Source organism: Paenibacillus zeisoli (genome assembly GCF_003994465.1).
Taxonomy (GTDB): domain Bacteria; phylum Bacillota; class Bacilli; order Paenibacillales; family Paenibacillaceae; genus Fontibacillus; species Fontibacillus zeisoli.
Genome location: NZ_RZNX01000003.1, coordinates 249027 through 267613 on the forward strand (window position 1 = coordinate 249027; position 18587 = coordinate 267613).

Sequence of the window (18587 nt, forward strand, 5' to 3'; positions counted from 1 at the left end):
GTACTACCCTTTCTAAACAGCCTTCTTCCCGATATAGATCAGATCGGCGAGGACCATAGCTGAGTATGGAATCGTAATAGACTTGCCAGTCTGAGCGGCCACCTGAGTGCCTAATGCCGCAAGTTGTACAAGCAGCTCCTGCTTGCTTTTTGCCGATTGAATGGCCGTAACCTTGCTCTGAAGCTTCTTCACTTCGGCCGACTTCGTAATCCACTGTTTGGCCTCACCGAGACGCACCAGCTCATCAAGATGATCTATGTCCATCGTCTCTTCAAGGGTTAACAAAGCCGATGTGCTGTTCCCTGCTGCATCGGTCGCAGTTACCTTCAGCGTATGCTTGCCAAGGGTCAGAGTCCAAGGAGCCACGCTGTCCGGGCTTGTAATCACTCTGCCATCCAGGGTATACACCGTATTCTGCACCCTACTGCCTGTGTCTTCTACCTTTACCGCCGGAAGGGCTGCATCGGTCTGATAGAATGTGGCCCCAGCTGGGAGGGTAATGACTGGTCCCTGCTTGTCGATACGAATCACAATCGTCTTGGACGCCTCAACATTCCCCGCCTTGTCCACAGAGCGGTATTCCACTACAAATCTACCTTCTCCGGGTAGAGTTACGGGAGCGGAAGCGGCAATCCAATCGCCATCGTTCACGCGGTATTCGCTGCGTGCGACTCCCGTACCTACATCGTCAGCTGAGAAAGTCAGCGTCACATCCTTTGCGTTGTATTCCGCTTCGCCTGTCTTGCCGTCCACCGCAACCTGGGTCACAGGTGCAGACGTGTCGGCCAACTCAACTTCAGCCTCGGAGATCGTCTTAAGCTGATACGTACCCTTGAATATAGAAGAGATGCCTGTGATATTTACCGCGCTTCCCGCTGGATAACGCTGCTGAAATGCGGAAGCATCCACCCCGGTTCTGCCATCCACCCTCACGTGTGTGACAGCTCCTTCCCCCGAAGCTGACGCTGCATCGAACTCGAATGAGCCGGCTGGGGAAGCGGTCTTATAATTCTGAATGATCACATTCTGCAGCGTCACGCGCTGCCCTTGGTTGCTGTCCGTCAAAGAGGACTGGATCACTGGTGCCGGCAATTCGGCAGTCCCCTTCTTCTCGATCTTGACCGGACTCTCCAGCTCGATCTCACCATTATAGGTCGTCTTGGCCGCACTGATAACGATCTGATCACCTGCGTGATACCCGGCTGCACTCTGGAATACGTAAATACCGGCGCTGCTATCCTGCAGGTAGAACCCCTGGCCGCCGAATAGGCCAGGCTCTGTCGTAATTGTGCCCTGAACGGTAACCGCGGTACCGTCAACTGCCTGTCTTGCCGCCGCAATAGACGTCACTGCGGGTACGGCAGGCCCATCGTTAGGAAGCGGCTCGGCGGGTACATTGGCAATCGTTACACTCTCTGTAATCACATTGCTGCTGCCCTGCTTAAGTCTAAGACTTGCTGCACCAGAGGAGCCAGGCTTCAGCTGTACGGTAAGGTCCGCAGCAGCATGTCCGGCCGCATTCGCCGTCATACTGAAGCCTGGGCTGTATCCATAATCTGACCAGGTTCCATCTGCATTCTTGAATCTGGCGATCTGAGTGCCTCCGGCAAGGTAGATCCCTACCTTCAGATCAGACAGGGTCTGTCCCGGAGTTAACCCATCCGCAATAAGCCGAATCTGGAACTCCTGCTCACTTGGAAGCTGCTGCTGCTTGACGAATCCATAGACCGGCTTCGCATCGGGAAGCTTGCTGGATCCATACGAGCCCGGCTTGAAGGTGGCTGGATCATACCATTTGTAGCCTGCTTCCGGAGCGGCCCACGGTTCAGCCTGTGGTTCTACTGAGTTCGCCGGCTGCTCGGACGGCAGCAGCTCAGTCGGTGTATCCAGGGTAATGCCCGGTACCTCGCTCAGGCGGGTATAACTTTCCTTGTTCGCCAGCCACTCCACCGTCTGAACCAGGAAGGCGGCGTCATTCACTTCTTTGAATCCATCATAAGTGGTCTTGGACTTTCCATTCTCTTCGCGCACGTATTTCGGTGTGGCATCCTCTACCGGCGAGGAGTCTCCGATAAATGCAGCCTTGCCAAGACCCAGCTTTGAAATTGCTGCAAAAGGACCCTCAGCACGCCCGCCCCCGTTATATACGCCGCTGTCTACCGCATTCCCCCAAGCGGGAACACCGGTTGGCACATAGACTAGGCCCTTCGCCTTTTGCGGATCAAGAATCGCCAGTGTGGAACCGGCGTGTACCGCGACACTGCTGACTCCAGCAGTAATCCCGAACGACTGATCAGGGCTTACAATGTCACTGGCATTGACGTCACCCAGCGCATTGTAACGGAAGCGGAGCCCGAAGTTGTCGGCCAGCCAGTCAGAGCTGACAAGCCCCTGCATCGCAGGTGATGCTGCTTCCTCGGCGCTCATGCCTTTAGCCGGATTCTCCCAAGCTCCGCGGCGGTAGCCGTTGAACACCTCGGAGGAATCCCAGCGGTTCTTGTTCCGGTCCGCATTATAATGATCGGCGATGAAGAATACGCCCCCGCCGCTGCGCACGAACTGGATCAGAGCATCCTGCTCAGACTTTTTGTAAGGAATATTCGCTTCTCCAATCACGAAGACATCATAATTCTGCAATTTATCATAGGTCACTGCCTGTTCCCCAAAGGTATAGGGAACCTGCCGTTCCAGCGAGTCTACGGTGAAGCCGTCATTCTTAAGTCCATTCGCGAAATCCGAGAATGCCCCGTCAATTACCCAATCTGCCGCCCCGGCCGTCTGGGCATGTGCGTTATCGAACAGCACCTTCTTCCCTTGGCCGTTCGGAAGCGCAGCGGAGGATGTCAATGTCATCGGTGATGGTTGTCCCACTTCTGTCTGCAGGGTCGGCTGCACTTGCTGTATCTGCTCAACACTGCCGTACGCTGTTTGTTCTGCACTTACGGTCTGCGGCAGCAGTCCGGCCAAGCCTCCCAAGGCAAGTGAGCCGGTCAAAATCGTTCCCAGCAGCTTCTGTCTCCATGTCGTGCGCATACGTTAATAATTCCTCCTTTGATATGGAAAAATATGAATCTACCCTATTGTAATAGATAACTGGGATCCGAAAGGGCTATCTTTGTAAACTAGACATGAAATGACAGAATTGGTTCATTTGAAAATACCCGAGGGTAATGATGATTACGCTCAGCGATTCTACTATAACGGAAAGGTTGGTGTACTGGATGTCCAAAGGAGATTTGTTGATCATCGGCGGCAATGAAGATAAGGAGAATGATCGGGAGATTCTCAAGAAGTTTGTCGATATTTCCCGGGAAAAGAATGGACCGATCGGCATCCTTACAACAGCTACAGAATACCCGGAAGAGTTAGGAGATACTTACCGCTCCATCTTTGAAGAATTGGGTGTATCTGAAACGGTACTTTTTCATATAGATACCCGCGAGAAAGCGGAAGACCCCAAGACCGTACAACAGCTCCAGAACTGTAACGCCTTATTCATCACAGGCGGAGACCAGGTTAGACTTACCAGCATTCTGGGTGGTACCCGGTTCTATACGACACTCAAGGAACTGTGGCTGCAGAAGGCCTTCATGATTGCCGGAACCAGTGCAGGAGCCTCCGTTATGAGCCGCCATATGATTATGTCTTCGGTTGACACGGAAGATGAGACCATTGTGGAAATGGGTGCAGGGTTCGACTTTATGGAGGACGCCATCATTGATCAGCATTTCTCCCAGCGAGCCAGATTCGGAAGGTTAATGAATGCCATTGCCCACAACCCGCAAATTATGGGGATTGGCATTGACGAGAACACCGCAATTTGGGTGAAGGAAGAAGGCAGGTTATTCGAGGTGCTGGGTGAACATTCGGTAAGCTTGTTTGACGGTAAGAAACTGACCTATGTAGATACCACCTCCCATGGTGACAATCACGATATTACAATTTCGGGAGTAAGACTGCATTCACTTGCCCGGGGATATACCTTTGATTTGATTACACGAGAGCTTATTCAAGCTCCAGGAGGAGAACATCATGAAGATCAATAAGATCAAATACCTCTCAGGGCCTAACCTTCACAGCTTCAAACCGACGATCTGGATTGAGCTTGATCTGGGAGAGCTCGAGCATAAGCCCTCCAATCTGATTCCTGGATTCACAGAACGGCTGCTATCTATCATACCAAGTTTGAAAACGCATACATGCTCCAAGGGCTATGCTGGCGGGTTTGTAGAACGTCTTATGGAAGGTACCTGGATGGGTCATATTCTGGAGCATATGGCGCTTGAGATTCAGTACCTGGCTGGCATTCAAGTGAAGCGGGGAAAGACCATTACCAGCGAGACCCGCCCGGGTATTTACTATGTCACTTACGATTACAGAGAGAAGGAATCAGGTATTCACGCCTTCCACTGTGCGATGCAGATTGTAGAGGGCATTCTGAGCGGAGAAGAGCATATTGATGCTGAGCCTCATATCGCCCGGACCGCCCAGCTATATTATGACAACAAGCTGGGTCCGAGCACGGAATCCATTTACCAGGCCGCTCTCGCTCGCAGGATCCCCGTTGAACGTGTGGGCAAGGATAGCTTCCTTCGTCTTGGAACGGGGAGAAAGCAGAAATCGGTCCAAGCTACTATTTCCAGTCAGACCTCTTATCTGGCTGTCGAGAATGCCTGTGATAAGGAAATGACGAAGAACTTGCTTGAAGGCGCAAGACTTCCAGTACCAAATGGAGTTGTCATTAAAACCCCTGATGAACTCAGGATGGCAGGGGAAAAAGTTGGTTATCCGGTAGTGATTAAGCCTGTAGACGGAAGACAAGGGAAAGGCGTGGTTACTAACCTGCAAAACCTTGAACATCTGGAAGCAGCCTATGATTATGTGACCCAGGAGCACAGCGGATACACCGAGTTTATTATCGAACGATATTATGCCGGGGAGGATTACCGGATGCTTATTGTTGATGGGAAGCTGGTCGCTGCCAGCCTGCGCCTGCCGCCCGCCGTTACCGGTGACGGGGTGCTGACTCTCCGCCAGCTGATTGAAGCTGAGAATGAGAACCCTCTCCGGGGTGAAGATCACGAGAAGCCGATGAGCAAAATCCCTATGGAGCTAGCTGAATGCTGCCTGGCCAAGAGGGAGCGCAGCCTGGATGAGATCCCTCCTCATGGCGAGGTCATTCGTGTCATTGGCAATGCCAACCTTTCCACTGGCGGTTCTGCGATTGATGTAACCGATCAGGTTCATCCGTCATACACCCATTTGGCCGTGCTGGCCGCTCAGACCATTGGGCTCGATATTGCCGGGATTGATATCATCAGCCAGGATGTTACAGTTCCCTACCAGGAAGGGGAAGCTGTTATTCTGGAGGTGAACGCTGCCCCAGGCATCCGTATGCACTTGTACCCTTCCGAGGGAATTAGCCGCGATGCTGGCGCGGCTATCGTCGACTACCTTTTCCCTACCCAGGAACAATCAGCCATTCCTATTGTGGCGGTGACCGGCACCAACGGGAAGACGACAACGGCACGCCTTACGGCTCACCTGCTGAAGCAGGAGAACCGCCGAATCGGCCTTACGCATTCGGACGGAGTCTGGATCGACGATACCTGTATCGATACCGGAGATTGCAGCGGTCCCGGAAGTGCCCGGAAAGTGCTGTCCCATCCTGAAGTTGACCTCGCTGTGCTTGAGACGGCCCGTGGCGGTATTTTGCGTGAAGGTCTGGCCTTCCGCTACTGTGATGTAGGAATTGTGACGAATGTGGCGGAGGACCACCTTGGACTTGATGGGATCGAGACACTGGAAGATCTCCGGAAAGTGAAGCGGCTGATCCCGGAAGTGGTGCTTCCTGGGGGGACCTGCATCCTGAATGCGGATGATGAGGGCTGTGTGGCTATGGCGGACTATACAGACGGGACAATCGTCTATTTCTCCCTGCATGCCAATAATCCTGTTATCCAGAAAGCCATTAAAGAAGGCAGAACCGCATGGTATGCGGATCATGATTGGCTGGTATGTGCCTCCGAAGGGCATACCTGGAGATTTCTTCCGATCCGCGACATTCCGATAACCATTAACGGATTCGCCCGCCATAATATAGCCAATGCCCTGGCGGCCTTGGCGGCAGCCCACTCCCTCGGAAAGTCTATCACGGAGCTGCGCAGCAGCATCATCACGTTCTTCCCGGACATGAAGCAGAACCGGGGCCGCTTCAATCTCACCCAGATCGAGGGTCGCTGTATTATTGCGGATTATGCGCATAATCCGGCAGGAATCCGTGCCATTTACGATACGCTATCACAGATGCGCATGAACAGGCTGATTACGGCCGCTTCCGCAGCGGGTGACCGTCCCGATGAGGCTATCCGTGAGATGGGATCGTTGATCGCTTCGCATTCCGACCTCTTTGTAATCAAGGAGGATGAGAACCTCCGGGGCAGAGCACCGATGGAGGCCGCGCAGCTGCTGAGGGATTCGGCTCTGAAGAATGGACTTGATCAGGCAGAGATTCATATCGTTCTAGATGAAAAAGAAGCCTATCATGCGGCTTGGAAGTTAACCCAACCTGGCGATCTGCTTCTGCTCGTGCACGATAATTTCGATCATGTGGAGCAGTTCCTGTCGGAAATCAAGCAGAAGCAGCCAGCCGGACAGGTTCGGACTTCCCCAAGGTTCCGGAAGAAGAATCAGCGGTTCCGGCCAGCCCAGGGAGAGAGCTCCTTCACTCCAACCAAGCGGGGGGTCTAAGAATGGGAGAGATTCTGGTTCAGGTCACACGGGGAGATCAGATCGAAAGTTTTCATACCGGCTCCATCGCGGTTGTAGGCCAGGACGGGCAGCTGTTATACCAAGTGGGTGAGCCCTCGAGGCCGCTGTTCTCCCGCTCCGCATTCAAGCCCATTCAGGCGATTCCTCTCGTAGAGTCCGGGGCCGCGGACCACTACGGACTGACTGACAAGGAGCTTGCGGTCATCTGCGGCTCCCATAATGGCGAACCCATTCACACCGAAGCTGTGTTCAGTGTGCTGGATAAGCTTGGCTTTACCGAAGAGGCGCTCATGTGCGGAGCCCATGCGCCTTATTACAAGCCGGCTTATGAGGGGCTGCTTCGCAGCGGAGGCCATTACTCGCCTGTTCACAACAACTGCTCAGGCAATCATGCTGGCCTGCTTGCCCTGGCCAAGCATCTGGGCAGCGATCCGCACCAATACCGTGATCCGAAGCATCCAGTTCAGGCACAGGTACGGGAGGTGCTCAAGGAGCTGGCCGGAACCCAGGACGGTGATCTTCGCTCAGCGGTTGATGGATGCGGCATACCCACGCTGATGCTTCCATTGGACAAGCTGGCTGCCGCCTATGCCCGGCTGGCTGATCCCTCGAAGCTTCCTGCGCAGACAGCCTCCGCGATCAAGCGGATAACTAAGGCGATGGTGTCTTATCCGCAGATGATCAGCGGAACCGAGGAGTATGACACCGATGTCATTCGCGTTCTCGGAGGCAAGGTAATCACCAAGGTGGGCGCGGAAGGCGTCCACTGTACAGCACTCCTGAGCCAAGGCATCGGGGTTGCCTTGAAGATTGATGACGGCAACAGCCGCGCGGCTTACCCTGCGGCCATGGAGGTGCTGCGTCAGCTTGGAGTTCTGTCAGCGGAAGAGCTGGGTCAGCTCGAAGCCTACCGGACTCCGGTGATCAAGAACCATCTTGGAGAAGCTGTGGGTGGAATAGAGCCGGTATTTACACTTCGGAAGGCTTAGAGAGATAAGAGTTGATCAAATTTGACGTCTTCAAAATAATTCATCCAGCTCGAAGATGATTCTTCGATTTTCTCCTTTGGCCTAACTACAAAAGGAACCTTCACCATCTCACCTGGTATTGAAGGTTCCTTTTTGTGTTCCTTGAACCGTAACGAGCAGTCTCTGCAGACTTGACTTCACATCCGGCGGCAAGTCACATTTTCTTACATGAATCGTTCCATAAGAAAAAAGCACCACCCCGCTGCATCATGCAGCTGTTAGGCAGTGCTCCCCCATTCATTACGCAAACTGGCTATATCTATACTGTAATTCCGGCCTTCTCCATCATGCCTCTTGCGATCCATACCCCAGCGGCTCCAGCCTGAGCCAGGCCGCGGGTTATTCCCGCGCCGTCTCCGCCGCAGTACAGACCTTTGATCTCGGTCTCAAGCGCAGCGTCCAGCTTCGGACGAGCGGAGTAGAACTTGGCCTCCACGCCGTAGAACAGCGTGTGTTCCGAGGCGATGCCCGGAGTTACCTTTTCCAGCGCTTCGACCATTTCAATCAGACTCTTCATCGTATTGTAGGGAAGCACAAGGCCGAGATCGCCCGGTACCGCCTCCTTCAGAGTTGGTTCCAGGAAGCCTTCCGAAATTCGACTCTGGGTCGAGCGGCGTCCGCGAATAATGTCACCATATTTTTGTACAATAACTCCCCCATTCGACAAGTCATTCGCACGCTGACAGATTTCACGTGCATACTCATTTGGTTTGTCGAAGGGCTCGGTGAATTTGTGGGATACAAGCAGGGCAAAGTTGGTATTGGCTGAACCCAGCGCCGGGTCCTTGTAGGAATGGCCGTTAGCGGCCATCACACCGCTGTGGTTCTCTACCACCACGTGACCTGAAGGATTGCTGCAGAACGTCCGCACCTGGGTACCCACCGAGGTATTATAGATGAATTTGCCTTCATACAGGTGTTCGTTGATCTCCCTCATAACTACATCGGAAGTCTCTACACGAACCCCGACATCAACCTGATTGTTGTACATCTTGAGCCGGCGCTTCTTCAGAATCTCAGTGAGCCAGGCCGAACCATCACGTCCCGGGGCAATCATGACCAGATTAGCTTCATGGGTTTCGCCGCCGCGAAGGGTAATTCCGCCAATGTGCAGCTCGCCTGCTTCATTCTTGGTCGTTATGATATCTTCAACTTCCGTCTTGAATGACATATCAATTCGGGTTCTCAAATACTCATAAATGGATTTCAGAATCTCTAGATTCTGTTCTGTACCCAAATGCCGCACCTGTGCCCGCAGCAGCTTGAGTCCAGCGGCATAACCGCGCTGCTCAATCCCCCGGATCGCATCCGTCAATGGATCAGTCACATTCGTCGTAGCCCCGTGTCCTAGATTAATGCTGTCTACATATTTAATCAATTCAAGTACCTTGGAGGGAGCAATATAATCGGTCATCCATCCGCCAAATTCGGTTGTAATGTTGAACTTTCCGTCACTGTATGCCCCTGCTCCCCCGAAGCCGGCAGTTATAGAGCAGGCAGGCAAGCAGCCTGCGAATTCCTTCTTGCCCGCAGCCGGCGGACACAGCTTGATCTTTTCCTCGAGGATCGGACATCGCCGCTTATATATATCATGACCTTTGTCGACCAGCAGCACCTTCAAGTTGGGTGCCTTGAGGCTCAGTTCATAACATGCGAATATCCCTGCCGGACCGGCACCTACTACGATTACATCATATTTACTCATGGTTCCTCCTGAAGATACGGTTTAGTGTATGAGTCTCTTGATTAGGACGCAAAAAATCCTGGCTGTATGTCATGAACTCACGAGCATTGTGCTCTGAAATTCACTCCATATGTGAATAGGTATGCTGAGGCACCCTATTCGTAGCCAGGAATTTATGGTCCCTTGTAGAAACCCTCAATCCATATTATCGAGGATATACGAATGGTCAATTTGAAGTTGTAAGTGCCACCAAAGCCAGATGACATTTAGAATCATAACGAACAAACACGAATGTGTCAACAAGTATGTTTAACAATGTTCGTATTTTTATAGTTTTAACTGTGACAATCAGTGAAATAAAGCTAGTTCGTCCTTTAAAAACGAACAATTTAGCTTTGCCCACCATGTTCAGGAAAATGAATTAGCAGCAGAAAAAGCCCCCATTTCAACACCGTTATCAGGTGAATTGAAATGGAGGCTTGCAGCTTAGCCACTCACGCCACTCTCAGCGATTCCGCGGCTTTGCTGTTCCGCTATTCTCGCTGTTCTTGCCGCCCTCAGCGGTTTCTGCTATTCCCAGCGACTCCCGCTATTACTAAGCTACTGCTGTTCAATAAGCTGCTTAATGGAGCTGTCGCTCTTCAATGCCCGCAGAAGAACTGTGATCGCCTCAGCGCGTGTCGCCCGGTCGTCCGGTTTGAACAGGGTTGCATTTACGCCTTGAATCAGCTGGGCCTTGTAAGCTTCCTCTATCGCATTCTTGGCCCAGTAATCGCTCCCTACATCCGTGAGAGAAGCTTTAGTGCTGGTCGCAAGCTGACCCAAATCAAGAATACGGCCCAGGATCGTAACCATCTCTGCACGGGAAATTTCCTTATTCGGCCTAAAGGTTTGATCTGTATAACCGTTAATCACACCCTTCGAAGCCAGCGTTCCAATGTATCCTGAAGCCCAAATGTCTGCCGTATCCCGGAACGATGCCGACCCTTGAACTGTCTCCATTCCGAAAGCGCGGCAGACCATAGCTGCAAACTCGGCTCTGGTTACAGGGGCGTCAGGACGGAACGTGACATTCTCGTAACCCTTGACGATGCCCAGCTTCACAGCCAGGGCGATGTCATTGCGACCCCAATGCTGCGCGATGTCACCGAACGCGGCGGCTGTATCCTTCGCGGCGGCAATGGAGTCTTTAATGGCCTGGATTACCTTCTCCTCGTTAATCACCTTGCTTTGGAAAGGATTAACCTTGCCAGGCTCTGGCTTGTTATCCGGAACAGTTGGTGCTGCTGGAGTTGTAGGAGTTGCTGGCGTTGATGGTGTCGCCGGTGTTGGCTGACCGCCGCCTCCCGTACCTGGGCTCCCCCCGGAATTGTTGGCGATGGCCTTGACGATTTTGGCATCCGTAGATGTCCAGGTCAGCCCGCCATCTCCCGAGAATCTCATCACATAATCCCAGTTCCCGGCTTTATTCGGAACAAAATTAGCACGGTAGACGTCATTCTTGCCTGCATCCTGGGCATAATCCGCATTCACCCAAGTATATTGAGCGTCTTCACTGAGCTTGTAGCCCAGCTGCGCTTGAATATTTACACCACGTCCTACATAATTCGTCACATTCTGTGAACTGACTTCTGCCGTGATATCGTCCGTTTTAGTACCTGCACTGAGTTGTTTGGTTAGTGCAGACAAATTCTCTGCCTTTTCGATCGGAATTTTCGGCAGATCCGGGCTTGGAGTTCCGGTCGTCTTATTGAGGGTGTAGGAGTCGAGCACATTGCCATTCTTCTCCGTTGCTTTTACCGTTAAATTCTCTCCGTCCACACTCACCAAAAGATAGTTGGTGTCATCCGTGTCGTTCTTGTAATAAGCATCCCATACCTGCTTGAACGGATCATTATAATTCTTATTGCCCGACCGGCCGGTGATATAATAGACAGTCCCCTTGCTCGTGTTATCGACAAAATTATTATTGTTAATCGGGTAACTTCGAGTAATCGTATGGTCATGGCCGCCAAATACCAGATCCACATGATATTTGTCGATGATCGGCTGGAAAGCTTTTTTCACTACCTCGGCATCGACATCCCGGCTGCTTCGGCTGTAATAGGAGGCTTTGTGATAGAACACGATCTTCCACTTCTTGTTCGTACTCTTCAGATCGTTGTCAAGCCAGGCCGCCTGCTCCGCAAGAATGTCGCCCATCTTCTCGCTCTGGTCGGTGTTAGCTTCCGTATTCTGCGAATTCAGCACGGTGAAATGCACGTCGCCATAGTCATAGGAGTAGACCAGGCCTTTCAAGCGATCAGGACCGTTCTGCGGCAGATTGAACTGCATCTTGAAATTATCAGCCTGCTCATTCACCCCGTAGGTTGAATAATATTCGTGATTCCCCGTGGCAGGCATCTCGGGGATGTTCTCGATGACGCCCTGGGCTCCTTCAAACCATTTGTGCCAGTGCTCATAGCTTCCCTTTTCCACGACATCGCCGTTGTTGACCATGAACTTGACTCCGGGATTGGCCTGATAAGCGGTGTTCACCGTCTCTCCCCAGTTCCGGTAATCCGTCTCTTCCTGACGTCCGCTTTGGCTATCGCCAAAGATCAAGAACTTGAACGGTGCAGCGGCGGCAGCCTCGGTTGTAAAGGTAGCCGTGTCGCTCCAATTCGCCCCATCTCCGACCCGGTAAACGTAGGCAGTGCCTGGCTTCAGGCCTGTCAGTGTTGCTGAAAAGACGTTGACATTTGCGGTGACGTACGTCGTTTTGTAAGGTTTGGCTTGACCCTCTACCGATATATTTACTCCAGGAAAAGACTCTACGCTTGATTTCTCGGCATACTGGACGTAATTCCGGGCAACATTGGAATCCGTCTTCCAAGTGATCGTCTGCGTAGTTTTCGCATCCCCCGTCCAGGTCAGCAGCACATCGAACGGCTTCAGAATGGTCTGTTCATCGTAGAACTTGTTCACCTTGTAGCCAAGGATCTTCTGATCCCACGTTATTCCGTTATCGAGGGAGAAGCGCATAGCATAATACCACTTGCCGGCACGATCCGGTGTAAAATGGGCTCCAAAGCGGTCGCTGTTCCCTACATCGTCTTTATACACCGCATTAACCCACGTATAATCCGGATCCGTCTCATAACGGTAACCCAATTGGGCCACCACGTTATTTCCCTTTCCGGCCACATTCGTAATATCCTCGGCCTCCACTTCACCTGTAATCTCCGGAGTCGGCTCACCTATCATCAGACGGTCATTCAAATCCGTGAGATTGGCTGCTGATTTCACCTTCGGAACAGGGAGGGTATCCACGATTTCCAGAGCAGTTGTCGCGCTGACCCCTTGATAGACACCGGTAATCGTTACAGTTCCCACAGGAGTGCCAGGGGCAACCTCGGCTTTTCCATTTAAAATGGTTACAGATTCAGGCTTGCTGCTCGTCCAGGTGACATCTGCTCCCGTCAGATCGGCTTTAGAGCCGTCAGACAAGTAGCGAAACGCCTCAACTGGTGTGCTTTGCCCCGCTTGCAGCTGCTTCTGGTTAAGGGCCACCTTCAGAAAATAGGCCGCAGAGTTGCCCCCAACCTTCGGGCTGTTGTTCAGAAAGTCAACGTAGTCTCCTCCCGACCAAGAAGCCTGCGGAATGAACTTATACTGAACGACTCCGCCTGTCTTATTGAAGTCCTCTGTGCTCAGTTGATAAGAGAAAACATTCTGATCCACACCGTTCACCTGAACCGTGCCGTCTGGAGTCATTGGTTTAAATGTCCCCCAGTTCGTAAAATTGCCATTAATATACATCTCAGACTTAAGTGAATAGGTGCGCACGGTAACGGTTCCGTCCTGGTTAAACTCTGGACTAGTAACAGCTGCTGCCTCGCTGGCAGCTTGGACACTCGGAATTCCCCCCGGCTGCAGCATACCCAACAGCAGCATACTGACCAATACGAATACAGATACCTTGCGTAACTTCAGCTCTCTAAACAAAACTCCGCCTCCTCCATCTCTTTTTATACAAAATCTTACATAAAACTACGAAGTTCTCACCCCATACTAGAGCCCATATGTCATCTGCATGTGAACGATGAATATAAATTATGTAAAGGGAGTTACCCGGTAGAACCCCGTTCATTCGGGATTCGGAAATTACACCGGGAGAAGCGAATATTTATGCAAAAGTAAAAAAGGAACATCAGACTCGGGTATATCTCGTCAGAGATCCTGGGTCCAATGTTCCTTTATTTCTTGTATTCCGTTCAGCCAAGTAATCCATCCATGCATGCAGGTGGTGTCAATTACTTCTCGCTGTTCGCTGTTGGCTTGGTAAAGTATATAAATTCCAGATCGGCCGCACTAATTCTGCTGCCTGGAGGAATGCTGTATGCCTTGGCCAGCATCGCTGTCAGCTTATTGGGATAAGCAGCCGGATTAATAACCGGGGCATTCTCGGATTCGTTATCCGCATTCTGTGCATCCGTCTTCGATTGTTCCTTCGCCGCTCCGCCAGACACGGCTTCACTGCTGTCATCGGCGTTAATGTTTGAAGCTCCGCTGGTAGTCTTATCGGATGTTCCATGGGTGGATCCATTGATAGTTCCATCGGCGTTTCCATGGGTAGTTCCGTTCGCAGTTCCTCCGCTCGCAGTTCCGCTAACTGTCCCATCGGAGGCTCCACCATCGTTTCCATCATCCTTGCCAGCGGCTGTTCCGTTGACAATATCATCGGTAGTTCCATCAGCGGTTCCCGCTGCCTTGCCGGTGTCCTTGCCATCTGCTGAAACACTAGCTGTTCCCGCTTCCTTGCTGCTTCCGATCCCCATATTTGCCGGATTCGCACGATCTGTCGTCTCCGCATCAGCCTCGCCATCCGCCGCAGAGCTGCCGCTGCTGCATTCATGAGTCAGATTGGAAAGCTTCAGTTCCTGACTCTTCGCCTCTGGCGTAGTTACAGTAACTGACTTGGCCCGAAAAGCCTCACACTCCGCGCTCGTCTTGAATAGAAACACTAGTCTTGTAACTTCCTTGCCGTTCTCGTCCTTCACCTGCTCGGCGTAGACGGCCCGGTCTGGTGTCGGGACTACAGGTGCCGGCTCTGTTACTTCCGGCTTGTCCACGACCGGAGGAACCACGGCTGCAGGTACCTTCTTATCGAAGGCTCCTGACAGCTGGAGAATACCCAAGGTTCCGGCGGCTAGCAGCAGCAGGAACAAAACACTGAAAAGGATCGGCTTCCTGCCTCTGCCGAACATCCTTGCCAGCGGAGAAGCCAGCTCCTGACTGGCTTTCTCATATACCGGCTTCAGTGTCCGGCTGGCCTTGTCGAAGTACTCCTTCCAGTTCGCCCGCTTCCTGAACGCATCTCGGTCATGCTTCCGGAAATACGCCAGGATGGCGGCTTCATAAGCCGGAGCGAGCTTGCTTCCCCGTAGATACAATGGCTGCCCTGCCGACCAGTGGAAGAACCGGTACACCGCACCCGGACTCCCCGCATAATTTCGCAGGGCATCAACCAGCGGAGCATAATCTAGGGAGTCGTCAGCTCCTCCCCGGTAGTACACCAGGGTAAGCCGGTCGAACCGATCAGCGTTCACTTCATCCTTCAACCATCTGCGGCCGGCCTGCTGGACCTGATCCATCTCGGCAGGCTTTAGTCCGTCAAACACATGCACATCGGGTTCAGTCTCACTGAACCAGGCAAATAAGGATTGCAGCATAGCCAGCTTGGATTTCAGACGCCCATCGAGCCGCTGTGAGCCATAATCTCTACCTGTCTCCGCCAGCCAGTTCAGGCTCAGGAGCTCCTTCTTCGTAATCTTATCGAGATCCAGCTCGATCAGCAGCACACGCCGGGCCGCTTCATCAAGGACGGCATAGATTCCTGTGGCTCCAAATCCGAGTTGGCCCTCGGCTCCCGCCGATTTGCCAGATTCGCCCTGGCCGAATAAGGCCATGGTATCCTTCGCACCCTGAGCTTCCCTCGTGCTCCGGGTCTCCCTGGTATTCTCCGCTCGCCCTGTACCCCAAGACTCCTTAGCATCCTCAGCTTGCCTTGTATCCCAAGCTTCCCTAGTATCCTCCGCTTGCTTGACCTGCTGCCTGCTTGGCCTCTTCTTCGTACTCCAAGGGTCACTATCCTGCCCAGCCAGGCTCGCAGGTTCTCCCCCTTGCTGCTTCATCTTCAGCTGTCTCTTCTGCTCCCGCCATTCCTCATACCGGCCCGCCTCACTGGCCGGTTCCCGGTGAGCGCCCAGCATGAGCAGCACCTCATTCACGGCCGCAGCAAGGTTCTGCTGCGCCTTAAGCTTCCGGGTCAGTTCCGACCGGGCCAGCTCCTTCAGCGCACTTTTGTCCCATATCCCCGGATACAGCCGATCCCATTCCTGTACAAGACTCACAACTTCCCGGGCCCCTTCAGCAGCATGGAGCCTCCCCTCCATGTAAGGGTCGTAGAGCAGCGAAGTGAGCTGGTCATCCTTCAGCACCTGATCGAAGTAGGCTTTGCACAGAGAAGGGTGATTCTCAATTAGGGCATAGATTCCCGCAAAGGCGCTCTTGTTCTTAACCGCGTTGACCGCCGCACGTATGAAATATTCCACGATCTTACGTTCATTATTTTTCGAATCGATCCGGTAGTAATCCTTGATGCATTCGGCCACCGCAAGCTCAGGGACCATGCCGGATTTGACGATATCAAATTCGAGGTCGAACCGGGCCAGGAACAGGTCATTCAGCCGCTCCTTGGCCGGAAGTGCGCCGGCTGGGCGAAGGTACTCCAGCATTCCGCTGAGCACAGCAATTTTATGATCCTCGTAGAGGGCTTCATTACCTCCCTCAATCTGGTACAGCACACTAAGCTCATGATAACTGGAGATCGACATCGCCTTCTCAGGACCCATATCCTTCAGCATAATATCCGCGAACCGGTGGAAATCTTCCAACTGATCCAACCTTCCAATCCGGGACCAGACCAGGTCCAGAAAAGGCTGCTTTGTCCAGTCGAGCTCCACATTCGTCACCCGCCCGGAGGCGAGATCGAAGGTATAGTCCTTCTCGATACTGCGGTCCCCATGACGCAGACTGCCGCGTTCGACGAAAGAGATATGGATGCCCTTCCGGCTCTGCGGCTCTTTGGCATACGTGAGGAAACCGAGCTTCCTCCGATAGCTGTAAGGCAGGGCCGCATACACCAGCTCAAGCAGGGGTACCGCCGCTTCCGATACATAGGAAGCCGGGACATCCAGCGCCACATAGACCTTGCGTCCGCTGACTGCCGAGGACATGACTGCAGACAGCAGCTGCTTGAACATCGTCTCCGGGATATGCAGTTCTTCCAGCAGCTGCACAGGGTTCACCCTGCCGCTGTCTAGTGATGCCCGGTCTACAGGAAGCTGATCCAGTACAGGAAGCTGCCCGCCCTGCTCCATATCATAGCTGTCCTGGAAATTGGCATGGAGATAGGAGCGGTAATTCCGAACCAGCTCCTCTGAGCGGGAAGCAGGAATGACATAGTTATGGGTGAAGAATGCGCTGCGCAGACCTGTAAAATCAGCAGCTTGATAAATGCTGCGTCCCAGCACCGTATCCCCATTCTCCGTATGGAACAAATGAACGGCGCCGGGATAAGCCGCGTTATCCCTCTCACCGCGTGCAGTAAGCTCGGCGGGTGCATCGTAGACGCAGAACGGATGCAGTACTTTTTTGATAAAAGAGGCCTCAAGACCCGCAGATTTCGCTACCGTATCGAACCCTTCTGTCTGACGAAAGATACCTCGCCGTGCGCGGGTATAGATCTGCTGCTGGATCGGAGCGGAGTGATTCACTACGCTTCACTCCCCTCGATGTAATTCAGCTTGTACAGCAGCCAGATGAACGGCTCATCGACCCGGATCGGGCTGACGACACCTTGGAGCTTCTGATCGACGGGGTTGCTTCCGAGAGCCGAGACCGCGAAATAGGCGGTGTCTTTGAAGTACACATCCATCGTCCCTTTGAATGGACGATCGACTTTCTCGATCAAGTGGCGAACTTCACCGTCAATGTTCTCGAACTCCGTCAAGTTGAGCGTCCGGCGGTGGACGGCATTGTTGAAGATATTGCTATTTTTCTTAATGTATTCCCCTTCCTCGTCTGCCAGCGCATGCAGCATATCACTCTTCGTCAGTACGACCGCGGTTGGAATATCGGTCTTCCCTTTATCCTCATAGGCGATGAAATCCCCGAATAAAGTCAGCACCACATCGCGCGGTTCGTCATACTGCGACACCCACTCGCCGGGTTTGTCGCCATGCTTGATGCGGATCTTCTCGCGGATCGAACGGATCTGCAGGGGATCGACCATGAACAGAATGCCGGCGGAATTCTTGATATGCTGGCCGTGCAGTCCGAGGTAATCCTGATCCACCATGCCCTCACCCGCCACATCGAAGAACACCAGTGTCAGCGGCGGCTTGGATTCATCCTTGAATACGAATTGGAAAATAAACGGCTCCTGCATCTTCTCCTTCTGCGTGGATGCGAGCAGGTCTCCCCGCTCGAACAGCGGCTCCTCGTAGGAGGAGCGGAACTTGCGGCTGATCTCGGCATTCAGCGGCATACAGGCCGCGCCAAAGTGGTCGGCGGTCTCATGCTGGAGCGTATGAATCAGCGAGGTCATATACACCGATTTCCCTGCCTGCGAGGCTCCGATAATCGAGATAATATTGCTCGGCACCTTCCCTGCCGTCACCGGCAGCTCGTTGTGACACCTTGGGCAGAGTCTGCGCCGGGTAACCACACCGTACCGGTCACTGAGGCCAATAAGCACATTGTCCGAATACATGTGGTGCTCCTCATGAATATCTCGCGGGTGCAGAATCGCTTCAATATCATAGACGGTATCCAGTCCGAAGCGCTCCCGGTATTTGTTCAGCTCATAGTCCTCGCCAAGGGCATAATCTTCATCGTCCTCCCGGTGATGAGCTGCCCGGAACACCACTTCCTCCGGAGAGAATTTGCTGAAGCAGTAAGGACACACGATATCGTAGAAAAGCGGGCGCGGGGCCGGCTGAGGTTTCTTTTTGAACATATTGAAAAAACTCATAACTTCCTTCCTCCTTCCATGCCTG

At 52.9% G+C, this 18587-nt stretch carries 8 protein-coding genes and 1 riboswitch; of the genes, 3 read left to right on the forward strand and 5 right to left on the reverse strand.

Annotated elements, in window-relative coordinates:
- Positions 1-12: 12 nt before the first annotated feature.
- Positions 13-3033, reverse strand: a complete 3021-nt coding sequence (locus EJP77_RS20895) for an OmpL47-type beta-barrel domain-containing protein (protein WP_246021856.1) — start codon at positions 3031-3033, stop codon at positions 13-15.
- Between the two features lie 188 nt (positions 3034-3221).
- On the opposite strand from EJP77_RS20895, the gene EJP77_RS10205 reads away from it, so the two are divergent.
- Genes EJP77_RS10205 through EJP77_RS10215 form a run of 3 tightly spaced genes read left to right on the forward strand, consistent with a single transcriptional unit; the run spans position 3222 to position 7760 of the window.
- Complete coding sequence (locus EJP77_RS10205) at positions 3222-4046, forward strand: cyanophycinase (RefSeq protein ID WP_185897308.1); 825 nt, start codon at positions 3222-3224, stop codon at positions 4044-4046.
- On the forward strand, positions 4033-6750 hold the full coding sequence (gene cphA, locus EJP77_RS10210) for a cyanophycin synthetase (protein WP_127199131.1): 2718 nt from the start codon (positions 4033-4035) through the stop codon (positions 6748-6750). The genes EJP77_RS10205 and cphA overlap by 14 nt, the downstream gene beginning before the upstream one ends.
- Positions 6751-6752: 2 nt before the next feature.
- Entirely contained in the window at positions 6753-7760 is a 1008-nt protein-coding gene (locus EJP77_RS10215; protein WP_127199132.1) for an asparaginase, read from the forward strand.
- Between the two features lie 298 nt (positions 7761-8058).
- Here EJP77_RS10215 and EJP77_RS10220 read toward each other — a convergent pair whose 3' ends face one another.
- The 4 genes from EJP77_RS10220 to EJP77_RS10235 all read right to left on the reverse strand — a co-directional run bounded on the left by EJP77_RS10220 (position 8059) and on the right by EJP77_RS10235 (position 18562).
- On the reverse strand, positions 8059-9504 hold the full coding sequence (locus EJP77_RS10220) for an NAD(P)/FAD-dependent oxidoreductase (RefSeq protein WP_127199133.1): 1446 nt from the start codon (positions 9502-9504) through the stop codon (positions 8059-8061).
- Positions 9505-9625: 121 nt separating this feature from the next.
- Positions 9626-9725, reverse strand: a riboswitch (purine riboswitch).
- Between the two features lie 358 nt (positions 9726-10083).
- Complete coding sequence (locus EJP77_RS10225) at positions 10084-13470, reverse strand: S-layer homology domain-containing protein (RefSeq protein ID WP_127199134.1); 3387 nt, start codon at positions 13468-13470, stop codon at positions 10084-10086.
- 308 nt (positions 13471-13778) lie between these two features.
- Positions 13779-17303, reverse strand: a complete 3525-nt coding sequence (locus tag EJP77_RS10230; RefSeq protein WP_127199135.1) for a GAP1-N2 domain-containing protein — start codon at positions 17301-17303, stop codon at positions 13779-13781.
- On the reverse strand, positions 17303-18562 hold the full coding sequence (locus EJP77_RS10235) for a TRAFAC clade GTPase domain-containing protein (protein WP_127199136.1): 1260 nt from the start codon (positions 18560-18562) through the stop codon (positions 17303-17305). Before EJP77_RS10235 ends, EJP77_RS10230 begins: the two co-directional genes overlap by 1 nt.
- Positions 18563-18587 lie beyond the last annotated feature (25 nt).